Source organism: Paenibacillus sp. FSL H8-0548, assembly GCF_038630985.1.
In the GTDB taxonomy this organism is placed as follows: domain Bacteria; phylum Bacillota; class Bacilli; order Paenibacillales; family Paenibacillaceae; genus Pristimantibacillus.
This window is the reverse complement of sequence record NZ_CP152049.1, coordinates 3,608,617-3,633,320: the sequence shown is the minus strand read 5'-3', so window position 1 is coordinate 3,633,320 and position 24,704 is coordinate 3,608,617. Positions and strand designations below refer to the sequence as shown.

At 46.8% G+C, this 24,704-nt stretch carries 20 protein-coding genes, 1 pseudogene, 1 riboswitch and 1 other annotated feature; of the genes and pseudogenes, 2 read left to right on the top strand and 19 right to left on the bottom strand.

Annotation, left to right across the window (positions count from 1 at the left end):
* Nucleotides 1–16: 16 nt before the first annotated feature.
* Genes corA through MHI37_RS15310 form a run of 10 tightly spaced genes read right to left on the bottom strand, consistent with a single transcriptional unit; the run spans nt 17 to nt 9,142 of the window.
* Entirely contained in the window at nt 17–964 is a 948-nt protein-coding gene (gene corA / locus MHI37_RS15355; protein ID WP_076338621.1) for a magnesium/cobalt transporter CorA, read from the bottom strand.
* Between the two features lie 26 nt (nt 965–990).
* Entirely contained in the window at nt 991–1,701 is a 711-nt protein-coding gene (locus MHI37_RS15350; protein WP_076338620.1) for an adenosylcobinamide amidohydrolase, read from the bottom strand.
* A 33-nt stretch (nt 1,702–1,734) separates the two neighbouring features.
* Nucleotides 1,735–2,838 carry a threonine-phosphate decarboxylase CobD gene (gene cobD / locus MHI37_RS15345; RefSeq protein WP_076338619.1) on the bottom strand — a complete coding sequence of 368 codons (1,104 nt, stop codon included), beginning with the start codon at nt 2,836–2,838 and terminating at the stop codon, nt 1,735–1,737.
* Nucleotides 2,839–2,856: 18 nt separating this feature from the next.
* Nucleotides 2,857–3,672 carry an adenosylcobinamide-GDP ribazoletransferase gene (cobS, locus tag MHI37_RS15340; protein ID WP_076338618.1) on the bottom strand — a complete coding sequence of 272 codons (816 nt, stop codon included), beginning with the start codon at nt 3,670–3,672 and terminating at the stop codon, nt 2,857–2,859.
* Nucleotides 3,654–4,634 carry an adenosylcobinamide-phosphate synthase CbiB gene (gene cbiB / locus MHI37_RS15335; protein ID WP_076338617.1) on the bottom strand — a complete coding sequence of 327 codons (981 nt, stop codon included), beginning with the start codon at nt 4,632–4,634 and terminating at the stop codon, nt 3,654–3,656. Before cbiB ends, cobS begins: the two co-directional genes overlap by 19 nt.
* A complete protein-coding gene (cobU, locus tag MHI37_RS15330; RefSeq protein ID WP_076338616.1) occupies nt 4,631–5,221 on the bottom strand; it encodes a bifunctional adenosylcobinamide kinase/adenosylcobinamide-phosphate guanylyltransferase in 591 nt (196 codons plus the stop codon). Before cobU ends, cbiB begins: the two co-directional genes overlap by 4 nt.
* 10 nt (nt 5,222–5,231) lie before the next feature.
* The gene (gene cobT, locus MHI37_RS15325; RefSeq protein ID WP_076338615.1) at nt 5,232–6,296 is read right to left on the bottom strand and encodes a nicotinate-nucleotide--dimethylbenzimidazole phosphoribosyltransferase; all 1,065 of its coding nucleotides are present in this window, start codon (nt 6,294–6,296) and stop codon (nt 5,232–5,234) included.
* A 32-nt stretch (nt 6,297–6,328) separates the two neighbouring features.
* Nucleotides 6,329–7,111, bottom strand: a complete 783-nt coding sequence (locus MHI37_RS15320; RefSeq protein ID WP_076338614.1) for a heme ABC transporter ATP-binding protein — start codon at nt 7,109–7,111, stop codon at nt 6,329–6,331.
* On the bottom strand, nt 7,108–8,145 hold the full coding sequence (locus MHI37_RS15315; RefSeq protein ID WP_076338613.1) for an iron ABC transporter permease: 1,038 nt from the start codon (nt 8,143–8,145) through the stop codon (nt 7,108–7,110). The genes MHI37_RS15320 and MHI37_RS15315 overlap by 4 nt, the downstream gene beginning before the upstream one ends.
* A 4-nt stretch (nt 8,146–8,149) precedes the next feature.
* A complete protein-coding gene (locus MHI37_RS15310; RefSeq protein WP_076338612.1) occupies nt 8,150–9,142 on the bottom strand; it encodes an ABC transporter substrate-binding protein in 993 nt (330 codons plus the stop codon).
* 142 nt (nt 9,143–9,284) lie between these two features.
* Nucleotides 9,285–9,439: riboswitch (cobalamin riboswitch) on the bottom strand.
* Nucleotides 9,440–9,634: 195 nt separating this feature from the next.
* Here MHI37_RS15310 and MHI37_RS15305 point away from each other — a divergent pair.
* Entirely contained in the window at nt 9,635–10,078 is a 444-nt protein-coding gene (locus tag MHI37_RS15305) for a hypothetical protein (RefSeq protein ID WP_076338611.1), read from the top strand.
* A 13-nt stretch (nt 10,079–10,091) separates the two neighbouring features.
* Here MHI37_RS15305 and MHI37_RS15300 read toward each other — a convergent pair whose 3' ends face one another.
* The 9 genes and pseudogenes from MHI37_RS15300 to MHI37_RS15260 form a co-directional block, all read right to left on the bottom strand.
* Nucleotides 10,092–10,778 carry a sulfite exporter TauE/SafE family protein gene (locus MHI37_RS15300; protein ID WP_076338610.1) on the bottom strand — a complete coding sequence of 229 codons (687 nt, stop codon included), beginning with the start codon at nt 10,776–10,778 and terminating at the stop codon, nt 10,092–10,094.
* On the bottom strand, nt 10,775–13,045 hold the full coding sequence (locus MHI37_RS15295; protein ID WP_179090277.1) for a heavy metal translocating P-type ATPase: 2,271 nt from the start codon (nt 13,043–13,045) through the stop codon (nt 10,775–10,777). The genes MHI37_RS15300 and MHI37_RS15295 overlap by 4 nt, the downstream gene beginning before the upstream one ends.
* A gap of 99 nt (nt 13,046–13,144) precedes the next feature.
* Entirely contained in the window at nt 13,145–15,010 is a 1,866-nt protein-coding gene (gene argS, locus MHI37_RS15290) for an arginine--tRNA ligase (RefSeq protein ID WP_076338609.1), read from the bottom strand.
* 50 nt (nt 15,011–15,060) lie between these two features.
* Nucleotides 15,061–15,294 (bottom strand) — a binding site (T-box leader).
* A 74-nt stretch (nt 15,295–15,368) separates the two neighbouring features.
* On the bottom strand, nt 15,369–16,697 hold the full coding sequence (locus MHI37_RS15285) for a HAMP domain-containing sensor histidine kinase (protein ID WP_076338608.1): 1,329 nt from the start codon (nt 16,695–16,697) through the stop codon (nt 15,369–15,371).
* Nucleotides 16,690–17,365 (bottom strand): annotated as a pseudogene (locus tag MHI37_RS15280) (response regulator transcription factor). Before MHI37_RS15280 ends, MHI37_RS15285 begins: the two are co-directional and overlap by 8 nt.
* A gap of 26 nt (nt 17,366–17,391) precedes the next feature.
* Complete coding sequence (locus MHI37_RS15275) at nt 17,392–18,807, bottom strand: hypothetical protein (RefSeq protein WP_076338607.1); 1,416 nt, start codon at nt 18,805–18,807, stop codon at nt 17,392–17,394.
* Between the two features lie 182 nt (nt 18,808–18,989).
* Nucleotides 18,990–19,838 carry a MetQ/NlpA family ABC transporter substrate-binding protein gene (locus tag MHI37_RS15270; RefSeq protein WP_179090276.1) on the bottom strand — a complete coding sequence of 283 codons (849 nt, stop codon included), beginning with the start codon at nt 19,836–19,838 and terminating at the stop codon, nt 18,990–18,992.
* A gap of 41 nt (nt 19,839–19,879) precedes the next feature.
* Nucleotides 19,880–20,542, bottom strand: coding sequence for a methionine ABC transporter permease (locus MHI37_RS15265; protein ID WP_076338605.1), 663 nt, complete (start codon nt 20,540–20,542; stop codon nt 19,880–19,882).
* Nucleotides 20,535–21,551, bottom strand: a complete 1,017-nt coding sequence (locus MHI37_RS15260; RefSeq protein ID WP_076338604.1) for a methionine ABC transporter ATP-binding protein — start codon at nt 21,549–21,551, stop codon at nt 20,535–20,537. The genes MHI37_RS15265 and MHI37_RS15260 overlap by 8 nt, the downstream gene beginning before the upstream one ends.
* Nucleotides 21,552–22,955: 1,404 nt before the next feature.
* Between MHI37_RS15260 and MHI37_RS15255 the strand changes: the two genes are divergently transcribed.
* Nucleotides 22,956–24,611: an exosporium glycoprotein BclB-related protein gene (locus tag MHI37_RS15255; protein ID WP_342556554.1), complete on the top strand. Its 1,656-nt coding sequence runs from the start codon at nt 22,956–22,958 to the stop codon at nt 24,609–24,611.
* The last annotated feature ends 93 nt before the right edge of the window (nt 24,612–24,704 follow it).

Below are 24,704 nucleotides of genomic sequence, written 5' to 3'. Positions count from 1 at the left end.
TTCCCCTTAACATTCCTCATTTAAACCATCCTTTTCTTCGAAACCATGCATACATAGAAACCCCGATGATGAGCATGACTATTAATACTGCAAAATATCCCCAACTCCATTCAAGCTCGGGCATATTGCGAAAATTCATTCCATAAACGCCCGCCATAAAGGTTAACGGCATAAATATAGTCGTAATTACGGTAAGAGTTTTCATAATGTTATTCATCCGATTTGAATTGAACGAAATATAGCTGTCACGAAGGTCAGCCGTCATCTCTCTGCTTGAATCTATCATCTCAGAAAGTTTAATCAGATGATCATAAATATCATGATAAAAAGCCAAATATGGCTTTAGCCCTTGAATTCGATCTGTATTCGTCAGTCGATACAATAAATCCCGCATAGGCATAATCGTTTTTCGAAGCCGAAGCAATCGCGAGCGAATGTTGAAAATATCACTCATGACTGTCTGGCTTTGATCATTGCTCCCAACCTCCATATCCAGAAGCTGATCCTCAAGCTCATGAACCGCAGGGAAATATTGATCCACAAGCTTGTCTATAATGAGATACGCCGCATAAATTTGGCCAGTCTCGCCTATTTTTGTGCTAGACATCAGCTTGCTTCGGGCATCATTGATTTCAGGAGATGAGGCATAATGAAAGGTCACTAGAAAATGGGGTCCGATAAACATATTAATTTCATTGATAGTTAACGTCTTCCACTCCACCTCATGCAGCACCATAAAATGAACATCCTCGTAATGATCCAGCTTAGGCCGCTGCAGCAATTGATAGCAATCCTCAATGGCTAACGGATGAAAGTGAAAAAAAGTTTCAAGATGCTTGCATTCTTCCTCAGTAGGGTTAAAAAAATCAACCCAATACCAATCGAGCTTTTCCGATTCGAGATCCTCGAAAGTCAGGTCCGTCCACCATTCTTTGTTTTTCGTATATCCATCAATTCGAATCAAGGGAGAACACCTCCATTATAAATAGATCAGTCCTCATGCTGAGTACGAGTTGCCTCAAGCACCGTATCATAAACAGCTTCGCCAATGGCACAGCCGATCGTCGTCGCTACGCCAGCATAGGCGTGCAGCGCATTCCAGCTTGCCGCCTGGCTAACGCCAATTACGATAGCGTCTGTTGTCGTTCCGGTTGCTGCTTGTCCGTTCGCTTGCTCTATAATGCCTAACTGCTGCAGTGCCGCAGTTTTTGCTTCCGTTGCCGTTATGATCGCGTTAACCATAGCAGCTTCTGTCATTTGTCCATCAATTAAAATAATCGTATTGATCGTTCCAGCGGTGTATGCGGGAAAGGTACTGCGCGGCAAGCCTGCTCTAGCTGCATTCCGAGTCCCGACAGTCGTGCAGCATAGCAGCTTAAACCGATCTCCCTCAACCTCTGCTACAGCTGCATGCGTCAGCTTCGCCGCAGTAATCAGACCAATCGTATCTTTGGCATCGCAGCCCCACTCTTTGCAATGCTCAATTATATCACGAACCGGATCATCACACTGATACGTCAGCGGTACTCTCCAATTTACAATTCGATTCGTATAGGAGAAGCCGCCTGGATGAATGGCACTGCTAAGGGCATACAATTGCTCTGGAGTGCTCGCTTCAATGCGATCCTCCTTCAGCAGCAATGTAACACCGCTCCAAATGGTTGAATCATATTGGTCTCCCGATCGAAAGGGCTGAGTCACGAATCCCCCTCCTCTGACTTATTAATGTTCCAATCATTTAACGCCGTGGGTCTCATTAGGCTGCAAGCATTGCTTAAATGCCGCCACTAGCTGTACATTTTGCTCGCGAAGCTTAATCGCTACACGAATATAGGTATGATCCAGACCGGAAAACCGGGAAGCATCACGGATAAGCACCCCTCGCTTGCCCATCTCAAGCTGAAGCATGCTGGCGCTAAGTCCAGCTGACTTCGGAATACGAAGGAGCAAATAATTAGCAGCACTTGGGTTTACCACAAAGCCGATATCCTCAAGCTGTGCGGTCAGCCACGGCCTTTCCTGCTGCAGCCAGCGTATCGACCGTTCTTCGAATTCAGAGTCCTCCAGCACCGATTCTCCTATGAGCTGCGCCAAAGAATTTACACTCCAGGGAACCTGAAGACGTCTCAACACACTTAACGATCTTGGCATTCCGACGATATAGCCCAGCCGAATACCAGGGATAGAATAAAATTTGGTCATCGAACGAATAACGAACAATCTCTCATGCTGCGTCGCTTCTTGAATCAGGCTGAGCCTCGACTCATCGGGGACAAAATCCATAAACGCCTCATCAACAACGACATACGCGCCCATGCTAAGCAAGGATCGAATGTGGCTTGGATCAACAAGCTGGCCTGTCGGATTGTTTGGCGAGCCAAGTATAAATAAAGAGCCCGCTGCAGCCGCAGCGCACACGTCCTCAGCGTTTATGATCCATTCAAAATGATTTTCTGCGGCAAGCTTGATTTCGTATACTGCGCCGCCTATTTTTCGAACTGCATCACCGTACTCATCGAAGCAAGGGATGGCGAGTGTCGTTAATTCCGGCTGCAAAGCACGAACAATTAAATCAATCAGCTCTGCTGCTCCATTGCCAACAACAATCGACTGCTCATCGATATTGTGCCGCTGCGCCAGCTTGCTTCGCAAACCGCGAACGGCTGGGTCAGGATACTGATCTATCATATCCGCATAGGCATGCAACGCTTTTTTCACACCTGATGGCGGACCAAGCGGATTCATATTAGAGCTAAAATCAACAAATTGTTGGGCGGGTATGCCGAAGGCTTCCTCAGCGGTTCGCAGATCACCACCGTGACCGTATCTTTCCAGCATTTTCAAAACTCAACTCCTCTATATCTGAGCATGTATCCAAATGATAGCTGCCAGCAGCAGAACCGCTTCCACAGCTTCATTCAAAGCACCATAGGTATCGCCGGTTAAACCGCCAAGCTTATGGCTTAACCAAGCAGCAAGAAGTCCGCCGCTGCCGATGGTGAGCAATAAAATAACGATTAACCACATTAAAGAAATCGCAGCTCCCATATCAGCGATCCAAAAAACAAAGCCCGAGCAAAGTGCAGCCACAGCCATTGAGGCCGCAGCATGTAAACCTTTAACCTCATTAAATAATACACCAATTCCTTCACCTTGCCTTGCGCTCGGCCAAAAGGCTATCGCAGCACTCATCCAAGCTCTGCTCCATATCGGACCAATCAAGAGCAGCGGCCAGTATAATTTCAAATGATTTCCCTCTAGCAACTCAACCATTAATGAGGCTTTGAGCAGCAGCAGCAGGACAGCAGCAAGCACCCCCATCGCGCCCACCCGGCTATCCTTCATAATTTCGAGCATACGCTCGCGGGAACGGTGACTGAGCACGCCGTCTGCGGTGTCCATCCATCCATCTAGATGCAGTCCACCGCTTAATGCGGTCCATATGGCGAGCACTAGAACTGCGCTTGGCCACGGTGGAATAAATAGAGTGAGCAACCAGGCGAAGGCTGTGAGACTTACACCTATGAGTGCTCCAGCAAGCGGGAAATACACTACACTTCGCTTCAGGACAGATCCTTGAAAAGGAACGGCAATCGGAATAGGGAAACGTGTTAAAAATTGAAAAGCTGCGATAACCGCTTGGAATTGCAGCTTTACCTCGCGACGAACCATACGGCTATCACTCCTATAAACAAAATGACGCTGACACTATACAATAAACGGACCGTTTGCATAATGTCCTGTGGCTGCAATTCGCGCAGCGGCCAGCCCATTCTTGCACGCTCACTAGGAACACCAAAATAAACATTTCTCCCGCCCAGCTCGATGCCAAGCGCGCCCGCAACCGCTGACTCAGGAATCCCGCTATTAGGGCTTGGATGAAGATGTGCGAAGACAGCTATCGCCCGTCCAGCCTGCCTTGCATTCATTTTCGGAAAAAAAAGTGCAGAAATCGTAAGCATTACGCCAGTTAGCCTTGCTGGGATGTAATTTAGCCAATCGTCCGTCCGTGCCGAGCACCAGCCAAAATGCACATATTTCTCATTTCGATAGCCTACCATGGAATCAAGTGTATTTGTTGCACGGTAAAGCATAGCCAGCGGTGCTCCTCCAATAAGCGCAAACAACAAAGGAGATACAAGAGCATCAACCGTGTTCTCCGCAACCGTCTCAATGGTCGCACGCGATGCCTCTCGCTCATCAAGCTCGGCGGTGTCTCGGCCAACAATATACCCTACATACTTTCTAGCCTCGTCCAGCCTTCCCATGACCAGGGGACGATAGACGAGCACGGCTGCATCCTTCAAGCCCTTCACTGCTAGTGTTGTCGAAATAAGCCAAGCGCTCACCGCATAGCCAAGCCAAGGATGCAAAGCATCTGCTGTTAAAACAATACCCCAGGTAGAACCGAAGCTGATGAGCAGCGTTATAGCAGTCAAAGCAACGCCCAACTGTTTAACCACTTTGGGCTTCGCAGCAAACCGCTCTGGTGCAAGAAGACGCTCCAGCCAGCGAATCAGCCGTCCGATCCGAATGACGGGATGGGTTGGCCATTTCGGATCGCCTATGATCCAATCTATCACTATCGCTGCTGCTGCAAGCAGCAGCAGCTCCTTCAACGAGTAAAGAATCATAATTGATCCCACCTAAAAGCTTGCGACTTCAGCTCTATCGGTATACCTGCCGTCACGAGAAAAACACGCTCGCAAATCGCAGCAACCCGCTGATTCAGACGTCCCGCCTCATCGCGGAACAATCGGCCCAGCGCATAAGCGGGTACAATACCGTCACCAACTTCGTTTGTGACGATAATCAGCGGATAAGGATAGCTATGTATAGCTTCCAGCAGCTTCATTATTTCTATTTCCAGACGATCGTCTGTCAGCGATTGCTGCTCTATTTGCATTAGCCAATTCGTCAACCATAACGTTAAACAATCGAGCAGCACGACTGGCGACTCCTTGCCCTGCTGCGCTTCCACAAAAAATTTCTTTTCTAATTGTCGAAGTACGTCCGCTGCAGCATACGCATCCTCGATCGTCTCCCAGCTGAAGCCTGAATCATCTCGATCCGACTGGTGCTTCCCAATTCGCTTGCTCATTTCTTCATCATACGGCTGACAGGTAGCAATATAAATGCCACTTGCCGCGACTCGCATCGCGTATTGCTCTGCGAAGCTGCTCTTGCCGCTGCGCGTTCCGCCGGTTACAAGTACTGCCATGGACGCTCACCTAATCCTTAGATACGCCTGCGCTCTCAAACGTTGCCATCTCTTGCATGAGATGGAGCGCAGCGTCAATGAAATGAAAACATAATACAGCTCCGGTGCCTTCACCCAGCCTCATTTCAAGCTGCATGATAGGCAGCAGGCCAATGGATTCCAGCAGCTTCAAATGTCCCTGCTCCTGAGAGAGATGTGAAGCGATCATATAAGGCAGCGTTTGCGGCGCAATTCGTGATGCGACTAGTGCAGCTGCTGACGATATGTAACCGTCGATAACTACAGGGCAACCGCTCGCAGCAGCACCGATAATGACACCGACCAGACCAGCAATTTCCGCTCCGCCTAATTTAGCAAGCACATCAATAGCATCATTCGCATCAGGGTTATTTATTGCAATCGCACGCTTCACAACAGCTACCTTATTCAGCCAGCTTGCATCGTTAATGCCAGTGCCCCGGCCCACCGACTCTTCAGGTGCGAGTCCGGTTAATACCGTTGTTAGAGCGGCGCTTGCTGTCGTGTTGCCAATGCCCATTTCACCCGTGGCAAACAATTGACAGCCGCGCTGCACTTGCTCATTTACTACTTCAATGCCTACTAATATCGCTTGCAGAGTCTCCTCGCGAGTCATCGCGGGCTGCTTCGCCATGTTCGCAGTTCCTCGGACTACCTTGCGGCTAATTAGCAGCTCATGCTCTAAATCCGCATTTACGCCAATATCAACGCATACGACCTCAGCGCCTGCTTGTCTAGCCAGCACGTTCACTGCCGCACCGCCATTCAAAAAATTCATAACCATCTGAGGAGTAACCGCCTGTGGAAATGCGCTGACCCCTTCCTCGCATACCCCATGGTCCCCTGCCATGACAATGACTGCTTTACGCGATAAATCCGGCCATAATTGCCCTGAGATTCCAGCTAGCTGAATAGAAATGGATTCCAGCTTTCCTAGACTTCCGGGCGGCTTCGTTAATCCATCGGAATACTTCATCGCTAAAGCAGCTGTCTCTTCATCGAACGGTTTGATTCTTTCAATTGTTTCCGCCAGCTTCGTGTCCAAATTGCTGATCATTTTTAAAAACTCCTTTTATTCTAATTGGAAAATTAGTATATGACCTTCGGCTGCAGCATAATTTGCGGAGCTCCCGTTAGTGGATGCGAGATGATTGCTGTTTTTGCTTCGTAAACCTGATCGATTAGCTCAGTCGTTAATACAGCATGAGGAGTGCCTACTGCTGCGACTTTTCCTTGATGAAGCACAACGAGCTCATCGCAATATAGCGAAGCCAAATTCAAATCATGAAGCACCGCGATGACAGTCAGCTTCCGCTCGCGCTGCCAAGCCCGCACAGTATCCAGAAGCTGAACTTGATAGCCAATATCCAAATAAGTCGTCGGTTCATCGAGCAAAATAATCGAGGGCTCCTGTGCCATCAGCTTAGCGAGTGCTACACGCTGCCGCTCGCCTCCGCTTAACTGATCCATTTTGCGATGCTCCAGCTCTTGAAGCCCCATTGCCCTTAAAGCAGCATTAATGATCGTCTCTCCATCCTCCGAATCAGTACCGAGCCAGCTCTGGAATGGGGATCTCCCCATGCTGACGACCTCGCGGACGGAAAAACCAACAGGGGGCAAGCCGCTTTGCTGAAGAACAGCCATTTTCTTAGCTAGCTGCTTGCGCGGGTAAGAAGCCATACTAACGCCATCCAGCCGTACCTCTCCGCGGCTTGGCTGATCAACCCCAGACAATAAGTGCAGAAGCGTTGACTTCCCAACACCATTTGGACCTATAACACCATACATGCATCCTTGCTGGAAGGTACAGGAAAGACCATTCAGTACAGGTCTTCCTTGTACTCTATGTACAATATCGCGCACCTCAATCATAGTGCTCCTCCTTGCTTTTGCTTCCGTCTATGCAGCAAATAAGCAAAAAACGGCGCGCCAATGAGTGCAGTAACGACGCCAAGCGGAATTTCCTTAGGAGTCAGTGCCATTCGCGCCAGCGTATCTGCCCACAAGACAAAAATCCCGCCTCCGATTGCGGCTAATGGTGTAATTAATCGATAATCTGGTCCAACGAGCAATCGGATGACATGCGGAACAACTAAACCGACGAACCCTATAACACCGGATACGGATACGGCAGCTGCTGTTAATAGCGTTGAGCTGATTAGTACAATTAGCTTTGTGCGTTCCACGCGTATGCCCAGATGGGCTGCATGCCGCTCGCCAAGCACGAATAAATTTAGAGATTGACCATATAAGAGCAAGATCGGCAGACCTAGTGCTAGAAGCGGAAGCAGCATATAAACATTGCTCCAGCTGCGCATAGCTAGCGAACCCATTAGCCAAAACAAAATTTGGTTCACAACGCCCTCCGACATCGATACCATGAAGGATACAAAGGCGCCTAAAAACGCTTGTAAAATGACTCCTGACAAAATCAATGTTTCAATCTGCATGACCCCGTTGTTTCGTGACAGCCAGAAAACGCCTAACAACGTAACTGTTCCTGTTCCGAATGCAACGAGCGGTATCGTCCACATGCCAAGCGCTGTCTGCAAGCCGAACAAAATAATAAATGCAGCGCCGACTGAGCAGCCCGAGGCAACCCCTAATGTATAGGGATCAGCAAGCGGATTGCGAAGCACTCCTTGAAAGCCAGTACCAGCTAGTGCAAGGCATGCCCCAACAAGGACAGCAAGCAATACGCGCGAGAGCCGTACCTGCGTTACGATTGCAATTTCTGCGGACGAATAAGGAACTGGCTGATCAGACAGCCAAGGCAGTTGATGCAGCATGATTCCCCATACGTCCCTTACTGAGATGCCGGCTGATCCTATCGAAAGGCTGACAACGATAGAAACAGCAAGAAGGAGCATAGCTGCTCCTCCATACCAAACCAATTTATATGTCATTTTATTATTTTACGAGATCCGGGTGAATAACTTTAGCAAGCTCCAGCAAACCATCAGCAAGACGCGGTCCTACGCGTACGAGCGGATCCTCGGTCACTGCATGCATATGCTTGTTCTTCACTGCATCGATGACATTCCAGCCTGGGCGGCTTTCAATGCTCACAACGATAGGATTCGGCTCCTCCTTCAATGCAGGATATATAATAAACTCTGGGTTTTTCTTGACGATATCCTCAGCGCTAATCTCGTACCAGCCTGGGAGCGAACCGGAAATGTTGCTGCCGCCAGCGAGCGTAATAAGCTCATCAAGAAATGTGCCGGAGCCTACAGTCCAGCCAGCATCGAACTCTAAGTATACCTTCTTCTTCTCGGCATCCTTAACCGCTTCAGTTACCTGCTGCTTTACTAGGCTCATATGCTCAGCAATTGCAGCTGCCTCGGATGGTTTATTCATAATATGGCCTAAATTTTCGATTTTGGCAATGACTGCATCGTAGGTGAGCGGATCTGTTGCATAAACGTTGATGTTCAGCTCGCGAAGCTTCGCAATCGCTTCTGTATTCATTGACGATGATGCGAGTACAAGATCGGGCTCAAGGGCGAGTACCGCTTCAATATTAGTCGTGATATCGCCTACCTTTGGCTTAGACGCAACCTCCTCTGGATAATTGCTCCATTCATCAACTCCAACAATCTGCCCGCCAGAGCCTATAGCATAAATGGCTTCTGTTTCACTAGCTGCAAGCGTGACGATCTTAGTTGGCACTTCCGTAAAGGTGATTTCTTCTCCTGTATCATCCTTTATCGTAAAGGGATAAACAGTGGCACTCCCTTCTGGCGAAGGCTCATGCGTCGTTGTTTGCCCAGATTGATTTGCTGTATTTGTTGGCTTGTTCTCGGTATCCTTGACATCACCGCATGCAGCTGTAATCATAACCAGCATCGACAATAGCAAAGCGAATAACAGCTTCATCCTATTACTGTTTTTTCCAATCATCTTTTACTACACTCCCATAATTTTTTTCGTATGAACAACAAAAAGCATCTCTGACAAAGGTGTCAGAAATGCTGTTATACGCTGCTTAGCCGTTAGCTTAAGCGAATAGCTTCTCCAACACTTTCCCCAAGTCCACGTAGGTTTAAGCGTTACATAAACAGGCAGATTTTCTGACTCGGCAGCTGCAGCGCTGCTATTGCATAGCTGCTGTGCCTTACAGTGGCGGGTCCGTGCCGGATTTTCACCGAGCTTCCCTATTAAGCGTAAGCTAAGACCATCTATGTGGACATTCATCCTCATCGCTTAGCTCCTGCACCTGTTCACTTCAATCTATGAGATTATCAGTAGTAAATATAACATTGACCCATAAAATTTGTCCAATACTGACCTAGCTATATGAAATGAAGGGTACCAGTTCTGCTCACAGCATTCACCGCATAGGTAACGTAATGAGCGATATTCGGATTAAGGCGAAGGAGGTTTTTATTAAAAATGACGTCTGAGCCAAAAGCACATGCTCCCTTCATCAAATATATACTCATATTTGTTGTGCTAGCGCTGCTTGCCAGCTTGACATTTATTTGGCTCCGTTCAGGAGCTAAAGCTGCTCCCCCAATTACAGAACATACATTTGAGCTTGGTCAAGCTGTTTGGGAGATAGATGCCTACCCTGCCAAGGTGCTTCAAGAAAACCACTTCGAGGTTGGCCTTACAGATCTAACGGGTGCTCCCTTGCAGGGTGCAATTCTTTCCGTCAAGCTTGAAATGCTGAATATGGTTTGTGGAGATTATGAATTTCAAATGACTGAAGTTCTGCCAGGAAAGTATTCTGGTGAAGGAATACCTTTGATGGCAGGCAAATGGAAAGCAACAATAACGCTGGAAAAAGCAGAGCATAGCTACACCCTCGTTAGAGTGCTGCAAGCGATTCATTAGCAGCATTGCTTTCTTACCACAGCCACGGATTAATAGAAGGAATAAAGCCGTTAGCGGCCAGTCCTCGCAATATCGAGATGATTCCAACAGCTAAAGCCGTTGCTACACTCGCTTTCCTCATAAACCGACGCCACTTTTTGTTTGCGAATGCTGCGATAGATGCAGCCGCCGCTAACGCAGGAAAGGTTGATAAACCGAATAAGGCCATGACGGCCGCCCCTTCGAGCCATGATCCCGTGGAGGCTGCCGTCATTTGCATCGCATAGGTCAGGCCGCAGGGCAAAAAACCGAACGAAATTCCCGTAGCGAGCAAATGTCTAGTTTCTTGACTTTCTGACCGCTGTACTCCCCCAGCCAAGCGCTTATGGAGAAAGGCCGATAATCGATGCATGAATGGCAGCTGAAATCTCCTCCACAGCCAGAGCAGCAAGAAGCAGCCGCCTATAATAGAAGCTAAGCCCTGTACCCCTGCGAGTCTGCCTGCTACATCGACGAAGGAGCCAACAGCACCCATCACACTTCCCAGCAAGGTATAAGATAATATTCGACCTGCATTATAAAGGAGCATTGATTTCGTTACCGATGCGGAGGAGTTCAAGGACACTGCCGATACGATGCCTCCGCACATGCCAATACAATGCGGTGCGCTGAACAATCCGGTTAAAATAATAAACCCGATTTGCTGCCATGTAATAGTCATTGTCCAGCTCCAGCTCGTCGTCTCAGCTGGCCGCTCAGCCTAAGCGCATTAGCAACGACCGATACGGAGCTAAGCGCCATCGCGGTCCCAGCCATCCAAGGCTCAAGCAGACCAAACGCGGCAAAGGGGATAATGAGCACATTATATAGGAATGCAAAGGTTAGGTTTTGACGCACATTTCGAATCGTTAAGCGGCTAATTTTAATCGCTTCTGGTATTGCCTGCAGCCGTGAGAACAATAGCGTCATATGACCTGCGCTTAGTGCTGCGTCAGCCCCCTCCCCCATTGCAAGCCCCACATCGGCGGCCGCTAATGCAGGCGCATCATTCCAGCCATCGCCTGCCATGGCGACACGCTTGCCTTGACGCTTCAGCAGCTCCACTAACGCAACCTTGCTCTCGGGCAGCATTGAAGAATATAAATTAGTGATGCCTGTCGCTTTAGCTACAGCTCGAGCAGGCGCTTCATGGTCACCGGTAGCAAGCAGCGAAGCGACACCTAACGCTTTGAGTTCTCTAATCGTTTCTCTCGCGTTAGCCTTCACTTTATCGCTTAATGCAATAACGCCTATGCACTGTCCTTCTACGGCAGCATAAAGCAGCGTTTCCCCACTCTCCTGACGCTGCTCTGCAAAGCTTGACACCTCGGTGTTCATCGCCCAGCCCCGATCCGAAGCAAATTTGGCATTGCCAATGGCAAATTGCTGGTCTTCAATGACAGCTTCTACTCCGCCTCCAGGTGTAAACAAAAAATCACTTACCTTTGGAATAACTAAGCCTTGCTTGCCAGCTTCATGAACAATCGCAATAGAAAGCGGGTGAACGGCTTCTGCTTCAGCAGCAGCCGCTAATCGGAGCAAAGAAGCTCTGCTTCTCTTTATTGCCAGTACAGTGCTGACATGAGGCTTGCCTTCGGTTAAAGTACCCGTTTTATCGAAAATAATCGTTTGAATTTTTGCCATTCTTTCAAGCGCTCCCGCTTCCTTGGCAATTATTCCGTACTTGGCTAGCTTGCCGGATGCAAGCACTAGAGAGATCGGCGCCGCTAAGCCAAGCGCGCAGGGACAAGCGGCTAACAGCACAGCAATTGCACAAATGAAAGCCTGGCCCCAATTGCCTGGATCTAGAAATAACCCCCACATTAGAACCGTAGCAAGCGCAAAAGCAAGCATCATCGGCACAAACCAGCTTGCCGCTGCGTCAACATTGCGTTGAATATTGGATTTCGAACGCTGTGCTTGCCGTACCAGCTCTTGAATCCGATTCAGCATCGTATCATGTCCCGCAGCCTTCGTGCGGATTCTCAAGTCTGAACTTATATTATGTGTTCCTGCCCACACCGAATCTCCCTCACGCTTAGCAATCGGCAGGCTTTCGCCAGTGAGCAGTGACTCATCCGCTGCAGACTGACCGCCGCATACAATGCCGTCAACGGCCACGATCTCACCGGCTTGACAGACAACAATATCGCCTGCTCGTACAAACTCTGTTTGAATTTGTATAAGCTTGCCTCCGCGTTCCACACATGCCGTCTGGGTTTGCAGCTTGCCATAACCCTCAGTCCCTTGCTGTGCGCGGATCGAGGCTGAAGCTTCTATAAATTTCCCGAGCAGTACGGCCGTAATGACAACCGCTGACGTTTCAAAATATAATGGGGCCGCATGCGTGGCAAAGGCTGACAAAGGCTGCAACCATCCATTAAGAAATACAACATAGTGACTATAGAGGTAAGCTGCTGTTGTACCAATGACAACCAACACATCCATGTTTGCGCTTCGCTCACGTACCGCATGGTAAGCGCCGAAATAAAAGGGCATGCCGATGACGAACTGGATAACCGTTGCCAAAACAAGCTGCAGCCAAGGCATCGTCAGCCATAATGGCAAGCTTGCCAGCAACGGCTCTAAAAGGGGAATATGCTGCAGCATTCCCGTTAGAAGCGGCAGCGTAAGAACAGCCGACATAATAAGCCTGACTTTCAGCGTCTTATGCTCTTGTTCCAGCCCTTCCTTGGCTGTTTCATTCAGCAGTGCAACAAAGCCTAGCTGTTTGACTCGATCAGCTATTTGCTCGGGTCCAAGCTGCTCTGACTTAAATTGTACCCATGCCGTTCGAAGCGGGAAGCTGACTGCTGCCATCTGGACACCGTCCATTTTGCCAACAGCCTTCTCAATTCTCGCCGCACAAGCGGAACAACTCATCCCTTGTACAGCAAAATCTATCGTTACATCTGGTATGAACTCATCAACTTGAGCTGCATGCTCCAAGCTAAGCACCCGCCTTCCATTCGTCGCTATCCTCAGCTGCCTGTACCTCTGCGTTAAACTATATGACAGGCAATCGAATTGCATGAATGGAACATACGGCTACATTCGGCTCGGGGTGGGCAAACCCAAAATCTCAAGAGCTTCCTGCATAGCCTGCTTATAGCGCTCCGTAAGCCAGATACGTTTGGTCTTGACCTGCCCCTCTGCTTTCAATATCGGACAAACCGCATAAAAATGGTTAAATAAAGCAGAGAGATCATAAACATAGCTGCAAAGCAGGCTTGGCGAGAGCTCCTTGACGGCTGCTTGCAGCGTCTCCGGCCAGTAAGCCAGCTGACGAAGCAGCTGGTGCTCGGCAGGCTCTAGCTCGCCTAACGCCAGCTCCCAGCCTAAGCTGCGACCACCCTCCCCTGCCTTCTGCAAGATACTGCAGGAGCGGGCATAGGAATACAACATATAAACGCCGGTATTTCCTGAAACCTCTGTCGCTTGGTCAATATCAAAGACAATCTCCGTCTGAAGCTGGAAGCGCAATAAATAGTAGCGAATGGAAGCAGCAGCTATCGCATGGCTCGTAATGCCAGCTTTGCGGGAACGCTTGCCGTCGATGATTTGCTCCATTTGAACTAAGAAATCTGCAATTTTTATGCCAATTCCCTGTCTTCCACTCATGGCATAAGCATGCTTGCCCTCTGATGTATCGATGCCTAACCCTTTTGCTGTATTCGCGCTTAATGAAACAACACCGTAGCTAACATGTCGCAATTGCTCAGCTTGCTGCTCGTAGCCAAGGGCCAGCAACGCCTGCTTAACCATCGCCTGCGGGTATTCCTGTCTCTGATCAATGACATTGATCACCATATCAGCGTGACCGATTTTTTTCTTCGCTCCGCTTGCATGGGTTGACCATAGACGGTCTGAAAACCTTTTGTAACGGAAATCTTTATCCAACAAACCAAACTTCCAAAGATGATAGGCAATATCCTTCGCTGTATACGTTAAAATCCCGTTGGAGCGCACAAGCACCTTATCCGTCTGATACTCATTAGTTTCATCTGCCTCATGCTCCTGATGCTTAAGCACCCAGCAGCCTGCCAGCTTCCCTTCGGTTTCCTTGCGGAAAATGCTTGTTTTTTGCAGCAGCTCGAAAGCTCGCTCCCAAAACCCCTCTCTTACGATGCTGCTCTCCCACACCAAAACGTCATAGGAAATGCCAAATTGCTTCATTTCCTCTACATGCTCCCGTACAATACGTTCAGCAATGAGCAGCCCCATCCATGCAACATTCGAATGGCCTTCCTCCAGCTGGGTTAGTACACTCGTACGCTGCTCGAGCAGATCTGGATTTTCCTTATATGCTTTATTTATTTTAGAATACGTCTCCCAGCAAAAATCCCCGAAACGCTCGTAAGGCTGCTTCGTCGTTGTTTGTAAAACACCAACCACCGTATCCGCCAGCTGATTGCCAAGATCATCGATATAGTTGTGCACCTCAACTTGGCAGCCTGTTTTTGTCAGCATTCTAGCTAATGTGTCGCCTATGCAGGAGTTGCGCAAATGTCCAATATGAGCCGATTTGTTTGGGTTGATCGATGTATGCTCTACTAGCACCTTATTTCTCAATGCTGTTTTTGAAGTTGAAGTCTGCTCAGAGGCTGCTGCCCACCACGACCAATCCACATAAAAATTCAGGAAACCTGGCGAGGCAACCTCGATTTGTGCAATCGAATGAGAAAGGAGTGGATGGGATTGCAGCTTTTGCTGGAACTCGCCAGCAATCTGAGCGGGTGCTCGCTTTAATAACTTGGCTAGCTGCATCGCTATGTTGCTGCTGTAATCACCATGCTCCAAATTAACAGGATGCTCGAGAGCAATGACGAGCTTCTCTGGCCGAGCAAGCTTACCCTCCAATAACATACTTTCCGTCATTTCTTCAATGGCTGCTATCAATTGTTCGTGAATCATCCCTGCATCCTCCCCTTCCTCGAAAATAAAAAAAGGCCCCCGTCTCTATAATAAGAGACGAGAGCCGTGAAGATCCCGTGGTACCACTCTAAGTGCCAAGCCTGTTTCCGGACTTGACCCCTCGTTTTCGTAACGGTCCATGACCGGATTTGCCTACTTCTGCTTGCTCGGTTCGGCAAACCATTTCCTGGGCCCGCTTCATCTAAGACATCCGTACCGGCTTCCACTGACCCGGCTCGCTGCGACTATCTGTCCAAGATTACTGTCCCATTCACTAATGTTTGATATCCAGTTTCATGCTTAAATGTATTTATACAGGAAGCGGGCTGCTGTGTCAAGATTTATGTTGTGTGAACTATTACGATTTAACTAACGCTCCCCTGGCCTCAGCGCTTTTGGGGATGATGACAATAAACGTTTTTCCGTCCCCGCTATCCGATTGTACTTGAACGCTTCCCTCATGGATATCAACGATTTTCTTCACAATGGATAGACCTAATCCGTTGCCTTCTATAGAGCGGTCTCTGGCTCGATCCGCCTTGAAAAATCTATGAAATATTCGCTCGCGATCCTCAGATGCGATTGAAATCCCATTATCAAAAAATCCGACCTTCACTTGCTCTTCTTCAGCATACAAATCGATTGCGATCTTCCCGCCTATAGGCGCAAACTTAATCGCATTCGACATCAAATTGATCCATACTTGGTTCAGAAGCTCTTCATCCGCATGAACCATCGTTCGGGATGCTCGCATCTCTACGTCCAACTGCCTAGCCGACCATAAAGGCTCAAAAGTGAGAACCGTGCGCCTAATTTGTTCAGCAAGATCAAAGTACACTTTGGAAGACACATACTTCTCTGAGTCTATTGTCGCTAACCGAAGCAAATGCTCGCTCAGCTTCGATAAGCGATCGCTCTCCTGCATCATGATCTCAATGGATCGTACACGCTCCGATTCATTAAGTGTTCCCTCAAGCAGCATGGTAGAAAAGCCTTTAATTAAAGTAAGCGGAGACTGGAATTCATGAGATACGTTAGCAACAAACTCCTGCCGCTCTCGGTCCAGTTGCCCTAATTCCACAGCCATTTGATTAATGGCTGTAGATAACGAGCCCATTTCGTCCCGACGATCCTCGGGTAGCTTCACATTAAAATCGCCTGTTGCAAGCTGTTTGGCCGCTATCGTAACCTTCTGAATCGGGCTAACCAAATGTCTGGCAAACAGCAAAATAATCGATCCTCCCACTAAAAGGACAATGGCCAGTATAAGTGCAATTTCCGTTAAGACTGACGATCCGTAGGCATCTACGGAGGATGATTGAGCAAGCTCCATGTGATAGACATCCCCATTTAATACCCATGGGACAATGATCGATAGATCACAATCGCAGAAACTGTCCTCCGCAGACCAGTTAATGAACTGCTCTTCTTGCGAATCCGGAGCAACGATCTTCAACCTAACGGACGAGAGCTGTGCAGCCTTCTCCAAAAACAACTGCTTATCCTCAGGATTAGTTTGATTGTACAGCTTAACGATATTTTCACCTTTCTCCCGAAGCTCACTTTCCGTATATTTATTTTTAGAATCCTGAAAAACAAAAAGCGCTGAAGCCCAAGCGACTACAACTCCTATAAGGACAGCAGAAAAATAATAGAATACAATTCGAACATAGAGCGTCTTAAACATGCTTAACCTCCAACCTATATCCGAACCCCCTAACTGTCACAATTTCAAAGCTGTCTGTTAGTTTAGAGAACTTCTCCCTAAGTCGCTTTACATGCACATCTACAGTCCGTTCATCTCCTTCAAAATCGACGCCCCATACGCGCATGATGATCTGATCACGGGTCAAGGTTCGGTTCGGCTCCGAAGCGAGCCGATACAAAAGCTCAAACTCTTTAGGCGGCAATGGTACGACCTGATCTCCCACACATACATGCCTCTCGGCATTCAAGTACAGCTCGCCAATTTGAAAAGAATAGCCTTGGTCGAATCGATATCGCCGAAGCAGCGCCTTCACACGATAACTCAGTTCTTTTGGATCAAATGGTTTTACGACATAATCATCCGTTCCAGCTTGAAATCCAGTCACCTTGTCGATATTCGCAGCTTTGGCTGTCAACATAAGAACAGGGATATCAAGATGCCGTTTGATCTCCCTGCACACTTCAAGTCCATCCTTGCCAGGCATCATAATGTCTACAATCGCAAGTTCCAGCCGTTCGGAGTGAATTTTGGTAATCGCGTCTGTGCCATTCTCCCGACTCCAAGATGCTATAACCATCTGAACGCAGTGCCAGTCTGACCAGCTCACGAATAAAAGGATCATCATCCGCCACTAATATATTTATCATCCAGTCCCCCCGCTTCGATTACAACCTTATTCTATTGTTTTAACATGTACATCAAAAAACTGCACCAACTTTTCATTTATCGTTTCAATCAAAGATAGATCACCATCTCCCAATAATGGCGAGTACAGCACCGTATCGGAGAAGCTCATGTGATCAGCGCCAGAAACCACCCATTCAGACCCGCCATTCTTCAACATCCCATTCTTTCTTCGTGTATACTCAGCCGCAGCCTCAAAGTATTCCTCTTCGGATTCCAGTCCAGGATATTTTTTGGAATCGGACCAAACATCCTCCGAGAGCTCTCGTTTTCCAAAGGCATCACTGTCAGTCGTTTGGATATATAAGAAAGGATTAGTCAATCCGTCTTCAATCGCTGCGCCATATGGAAATCCATCCATATTCAAGCCAGCCAATACCCGAGAATCCTGATGCATCACCTGTGCAGCAGCCGCGCCTCCGAACGAGTGACCTAGCATGCCAATACGATTCAAATCCATCTTTCCAGATAAAATGTTCTGATCCTTTGATTCGTTTAACACGTACAATTGATTGAGGACAAACCTCACGTCTTGCGCCCATAGCTGCATATGTTCGCTCATATTGTCCCACATGAATGGGTCTGCATCTAACGCCACCTGCCCTGCTGTAATTCTTCCATCTGGATAAATAGTCGGTATTTGCGTATAATACGGGTGCTCAATTGCAACCACGATGTACCCGTGGCTTGCCAAGTTTTCAGTAAAACTCGTATACATGAAATTGGATGCTCCAAAGCCAGGCGACATGAGCAGAACAGGATAGCGGCTTGCGACAGAAGAGACTGGCACTTGAAGATACGAATGTACCTTTGTATTTTTAATAGCATCTAGTAATACCTTCACATATAATGGTTGATCGTTGTACAATTGCTCCATTTGTTCAACGTTATATGCGTAAGAGGCAGTTTTCATATTTTCTATTGGTTCTGCTGGGTACCAGACACGAACTAAGACATCTCTATGGTCGGCTTCATCAGATGTAAATGACTCCAAACGACTCTCGTCGATCCAGTTGTAGCTGGACGTGCCTATTATATGCGTCCCCGTCGGCATGGGCAGAGTAATTATAGGCAATACGTATAACGGAATGAGGAAAGCTATTGCCAGTATTACCGTTCCTATGCCTCCAACAGTTATTCGCTTCCACAACCTCGGCTTCTTTTCTAATTTCACCGTTCTTCTCCATAATGCCCATGCTGTGAAGCTTAACAAGCTGACCGCAAAAAGAAGATAAAACAAAAGCATTTGTATTCTGTAGCCATCACGCACCAGTTGCAGACCAAGCATCAATGTTCCTACGCCAAGTGCAGTAAATATCCTTCTCCCTATCATTAGCACACCTGACATATACCCCAATATAATTACAGCAGTAATCAATGCTAAACTGATCTCTAACCAACTCATCTGAACCTCTCCTTTCATTTCAAAGAGAGCGTAACAGAGCATTATGAACAATTGATGAATGAATCGAAAAAATATTCACAAGATAAACAACTCATCGATCATACACAGGCTCTCTAAGCTGGACTAACATAAATAAGACCGTGCTGCATGATGAAGCAGCACGGTCTTATTTATTCATTCTCTTATTTTGTCATCCATTCAGGTTTAGAGAAGCCTTGGAACTGCTCATCGATCTTTTGCTCGAATTCAGCAGATTCAATAACTTCTTTCAAATCCTTGGCGAATTGGCTTTCAGCATCTGTTGTTCTAACAGCTACAACGTTGCGATAATTCTCTGACATGTTCTCAAGCTGCAGAGCGCTAGTCAGGTCCATCCCCGCTGCAAGGGCGAAGTTCCCCGCTACAACAGACAGATTGGAACTATCCAGTGTCCGCGGAAGCTGTGCAGCCTCGAGTGATGTTATTTTAAGATTCTTCACATTATTTTCAATATCCTTATCGGAAATCGTCGCCGGATCTGCATCGTCTTTAATTGTAACGAGCCCAATATCCTGAAGCAGCAGAAGCGAGCGTGCTAGGTTGGCAGGGTCATTCGCAATCGTAAGAGAACTTCCCTCTTTAATATCGTCAATGGATTTGATTGTATTTGAATATAGCCCCATGGGCGCAGTTGGAACACTTATGACAGAGCTCAGTTCAAGCTTGTTATCCTGAGCAAACTTGTTCAAATAAATAATGTGCTGGAACAGATTGGCGTCGATCGATCCGTTATCAAGCGATTTGTTCGGCTGAACATAATCGTTGAACTCAACAATCTCAATTTTATAGCCTTTCTCTTCCATAAGAGGCTTAATCGCTTTATTCACCATATCACTGTATGGACCAGCCGTTGCTCCAATTTTCAGCGATTTTTTCTGCAGTGCAGCTCCTTCGTTAGAAGCTGTTCCTTCTTCTTTGTTATTGCTGCCGCAAGCGGCCAGCATTGACATTAACAGGATGCACAACGTAACGATCATTAATTGCTTTTTCAAGATTATTATCCCCTTTTTCTAAGTTGTGAAAATCTTTTATCTTAACGTTTATCTACTTTACGCGATGCCCAATCTCCAACGAATTGGATGATTTGGACAACCACGATAAGTAGAATAACCGTTGTGAACAGAACTTCATTATCATAACGATAATAACCGTATCGTATGGCCAGGTCCCCAATTCCTCCGCCGCCGACCGTACCTGCCATCGCAGAGAAACCAAGCAAGCTGATAGCGGTTATGGTAAGTCCTGAAATGATGCCGGACTTTGCTTCTGGCAGCAGTACCTTGCGGATAATAAGCCAAGGTCTTGCCCCCATTGCTATAGCGGCTTCGATGATCCCTTTATTCACCTCTCTAAGTGAGTTTTCTACCAAGCGCGCATAGAAAGGTATAGCTGCAATGGAGAGTGGAACAGCTGCGGCTGATGGACCAATCGTAGTTCCAAGTAAAAATTGCGTAAATTTCAACAGCAGCACAAGTAAAATTAAGAACGGGATCGAACGTACCATATTCGAAACCACGCCCAAAATCATATTAATTGCTCGGTTCTCTGAGAATAGCCCTTTGCTGCTAATAAACAACAGTACGCCAAGCGGCAGACCAAGGATGAATGCTATCAATAGCGAGATACCAACCATGTAGAGCGTTTCATAAAATGCTTTTCCCATATCGGGAAGCATTTCAATCAAGGAGCTAAACATGCTGAACCACCTCCACAATGCAAGAACGATCATTCAAATACCGAATGGCCGAATCAACTTCCTCATTTGTTCCGGTCACTTCCATAATGAAGGTTCCAAGAGGCTTCTCACCTATATACTCTATTTTCCCATGCAAAATATTTGCTTTAATGCCGCTCTTCTTCAGCAAATCAGAAATAATTGCCTGTTCTGCTGCATCGTCACGGAACAACACCTTTAAAACCTTGCTAGATCGGTCAAGCTTCTCCCATAGTTTCGCTGGCAGCTTAAATTCCAATACACTATTGATAAATTCTCGAGTCAGCGGCTGTACTGGATTAGCAAAAATCTCATATACGCTGCCGTCTTCAATCACCTGACCATTCTGCATAATGGCAACCCGGTGACATAGCTCCTTCACTACTTCCATCTCATGAGTAATGAGCACAATTGTAAGCCCCAGCTTACGATTGATTTCTCGAAGCAGTGCCAGAATCGACTGTGTGGTCATCGGGTCAAGCGCTGACGTTGCTTCATCGCATAACAGCACTTGCGGATCGTTGGCCAACGCGCGAGCGATGCCGACACGCTGTTTTTGGCCTCCACTTAATTGAGCAGGGTAGCTGTCTGCCTTATCCGCCAGACCGACGAGCTGAAGCAGCTCCGTGACTTTGCTGTGAATAGCCGACTTCGGAGTATCCGCTGCTTCCAGAGCAAGCGCAACATTCTCAAATACGGTTTTGCTTCCCACAAGGTAGAAATGTTGAAATATCATGCCGATCTTTTGACGAGCGACTCTCAGATCATTTTTACTCAAAGCGGTAAGTTCAACGCCGTTCACCAGCACTTTTCCTGAGGTTGGCTTCTCAAGTAGGTTAATGCAACGCAGCACTGAGCTTTTGCCCGCGCCGCTATAACCAACGATGCCAAATATTTCACCTTTAGCGATATGAAGATTGACGTGGTCGACGCCAACTACTGTGCCTTTATTCGTTTTGTACAGCTTGTGTAAGTCAATGAGTTGAATCAACCTTTATCCTCCTAGCCCGCCAGTTACTTAGTTCTCTATATATCTGTCTATGATTCGTTCTATTTCCGATGATTTCGCTGTGAATTAGTATAACAAATAATTTAGGTGATTTACAATTTATTTTTTTCCTTTTTTCTAGTTCTTTTGGTGCAATCTAAATTATTATTATTGTAAGATAGAACATATTCTCTTCTTGAATACAAATAATACCTATTATGTATTTAGTTATGTATATTGAACATGCGATTCTCTCCAACTATTATTGATGATTTGAGTAAATTCATGGGCACTACGATCTCCATACTACTTTCTTTGCTGCCCTAGCCAATAGCAATGAGTTTACCATTATGATTTATTATAACCAAAATATAATAAAGCTCATGCTATCTCAGCATGAGCACATTCGTTGTCGTTATGATGAAGTTAAAGCATCCATAAGTGCAGTATTTTTATAAACTTTAGCTTCGTATTACAGAATGGTTTTAGAGTTTTGAATAGATAAATTTCATAAATGAAACCATCAGCTATATCTTCGACAAAAGACACTTTAAGTCTTTTGATGTTCATATGTTATATGCGAGGGTAGATGCTCCCCTTAAAACCATCGTTTCATTTCCTTATTTTTTTGAACATCATGTCAAGAATCAGCTCATTTTTCGAAAAATCCCTTTAAGTAAATTGAATATTTTTATTATTCTTTTAAAAGATATTTAATTTAAGTTCATTCAGGCTACAACTTCGCCACCCCCTTTTTCTAAATAATTATTGATCCCTCCCACAATGCCAATGGTGCCAATCGAAAGTATGATAGCCGTTAAGATGATTCTGTAGATGCCCTTAAGGTTATCTCGGTCACGGGGTACTAATCGCTGTCCGCAAAATCCTACCACAGTCCCTAGTTGCTGCTTTGAGAACAGTTTATATGGATGTATAACTTTGAGCAACTCCGTCACATCTCATTTATTGATTCAGAGTCATCAATATTAGACACTCCACATGAGAAGAGTGCTGAGGATAGAATAAACTAAGATGTGGCTGTATTCCCCATCCACCTGGTTTTTTTACTTTCGTTCCAATTGCATTCGAACAAAAGTGTAATCCAGATTACAGAATTTAATGTTGGCTTGATTTATTATAGAAATAACTAAACCAGTTTCGGTAAGTATCCTTGTTTATTTGGGAAGGGAATAAGTGAACTGGAAAGGAGATTGTTACCAAGAGAGGGGCATAGTCGGTATTATGTGAATGGTCGAAAAATTTGTCAGTATAAGGAGGTCCCATTAATGGAGAGCCAACTCCATTTCTTTGAAAAACAAGTATTACAACTATGCTGTACCTCTGTCATACTCGCATAGTTTGCTATATTTCTAAGTTGAAAGTACACCATCACGAGGAGGAGTTTATGTGCTCAAGAGAAAAGTAATCGCTTTTCCAGTTATTGTTGCACTTTTATTTCAAATTATGTTCATTCCCGTAAGTTATGCTGCAAGCGCAATAAAGCTTGAGGTCAACGGCATTAGTAATTCTGATGAACATGCCCCTGTTCTCATAAATCAAACTGTGCTCGTACCTTTCAAGTCTATTTCCGACACATTCAAAACATCCATTCATTGGGATCAAAGAACGAAAACAGCGACATTGATCAAAGATAACGTAACCGTCGTACTGGTCATGGGATCGAACAAAGCAACTGTGACTATCGATTCTGTTGCGAAGGAAATTGATCTTGCCGAGCCCGCTCAAATCAAAAATGGAAGAGTAATGGTACCAATCCGTGCACTCGCCGACATTTTCGGAGCTAAAGTCTCTTGGGACAAATCCTCCCAAATGGTCAAAATACAAATAGAGGAAGATTCTACAGGTTCGTCTGGCGCGCAAGGTCCTGCGGGTTCACAAGGTCCTTCCGGCGCGACTGGCGCTACCGGGCCACAAGGTCCTGCGGGTCCGGCCGGCGCTACTGGTGCGACTGGCGCAACTGGACCGCAAGGCCCTGCGGGTACGAATGGCGTAGGCTTAAATGGACTCGTTGCTTTCAATCCAGCTCAAGCTCCATCTTATCCGGTCTATCAAGTTGTTACTTATGACGGAAGCACTTATATGGTAAATACTGTACCACCGACAGGAACACCGGATAGCTCTTCGGATTACACCTTACTTACAAGCAAAGGCGCCACAGGTCCGCAAGGTCCTGCGGGTTCGAACGGCACTACAGGTGCAACTGGACCACAAGGTCCTACGGGTCCAGCAGGTCCAGCAGGTCCGGCCGGCGCTACTGGACCGCAAGGCTCTGCGGGTACGAATGGCGTAGGCTTAAATGGACTCGTTGCTTTCAATCCAGCTCATGCTCCATCTTATCCGGTCTATCAAGTTGTTACTTATGACGGAAGCACTTATATGGTAAATACTGTACCACCGACAGGAACACCGGATAGCTCTTCGGATTACACCTTACTTACAAGCAAAGGCGCCACAGGTCCGCAAGGTCCTGCGGGAGCGACTGGGGATACAGGCCCAATAGGTCCGGCTGGCGCCGATGCTGCGGGTACGATCATACCATTCGCTTCAGGCACGCCCATCGCATTAACTACGGTTCTCGGAGGAACACAAAACACAAGCGGGTCGATTGGCTTTGGCAACTCAGTCAGCGGTATTAACATCACTGGAGGAACGATCGATCTAACCGGAGCTTCTGGAACTCTAGCAAACTTCGCGTTTTCAATGCCTAGAGCCGGTACAATAACGGACATCTCCGCTTTTTTCAGCACAAGCGCTGGCTTGAGTTTGATAGGATCAAATATTTCGATTACAGCACAATTGTTCCAATCTACTGTACCTAACAATACTTTCACTGCCATTCCAGGGGCAATCGTAACCCTGTATCCTACTCTTACAGGGATAATAGGAATTGGTACTCAATCCAATGGAGCAACTACCGGATTATACATCCCCGTTGCAGCCAACACACGACTTCTGCTCGTATACACAGCTACCGTAACTGCCGGACTTGACGTAGCCACTGCAATACAAGGCTATGCAAGCGCTGGAGTCAATATCAAATAAGGCGCTCCACCCGCGAGCATCATAATCTCATTCAGGAGCCGAGCCTGCCCAGATAACATTACCGGTTAAACACCCTAATTGTGGACACTGTAC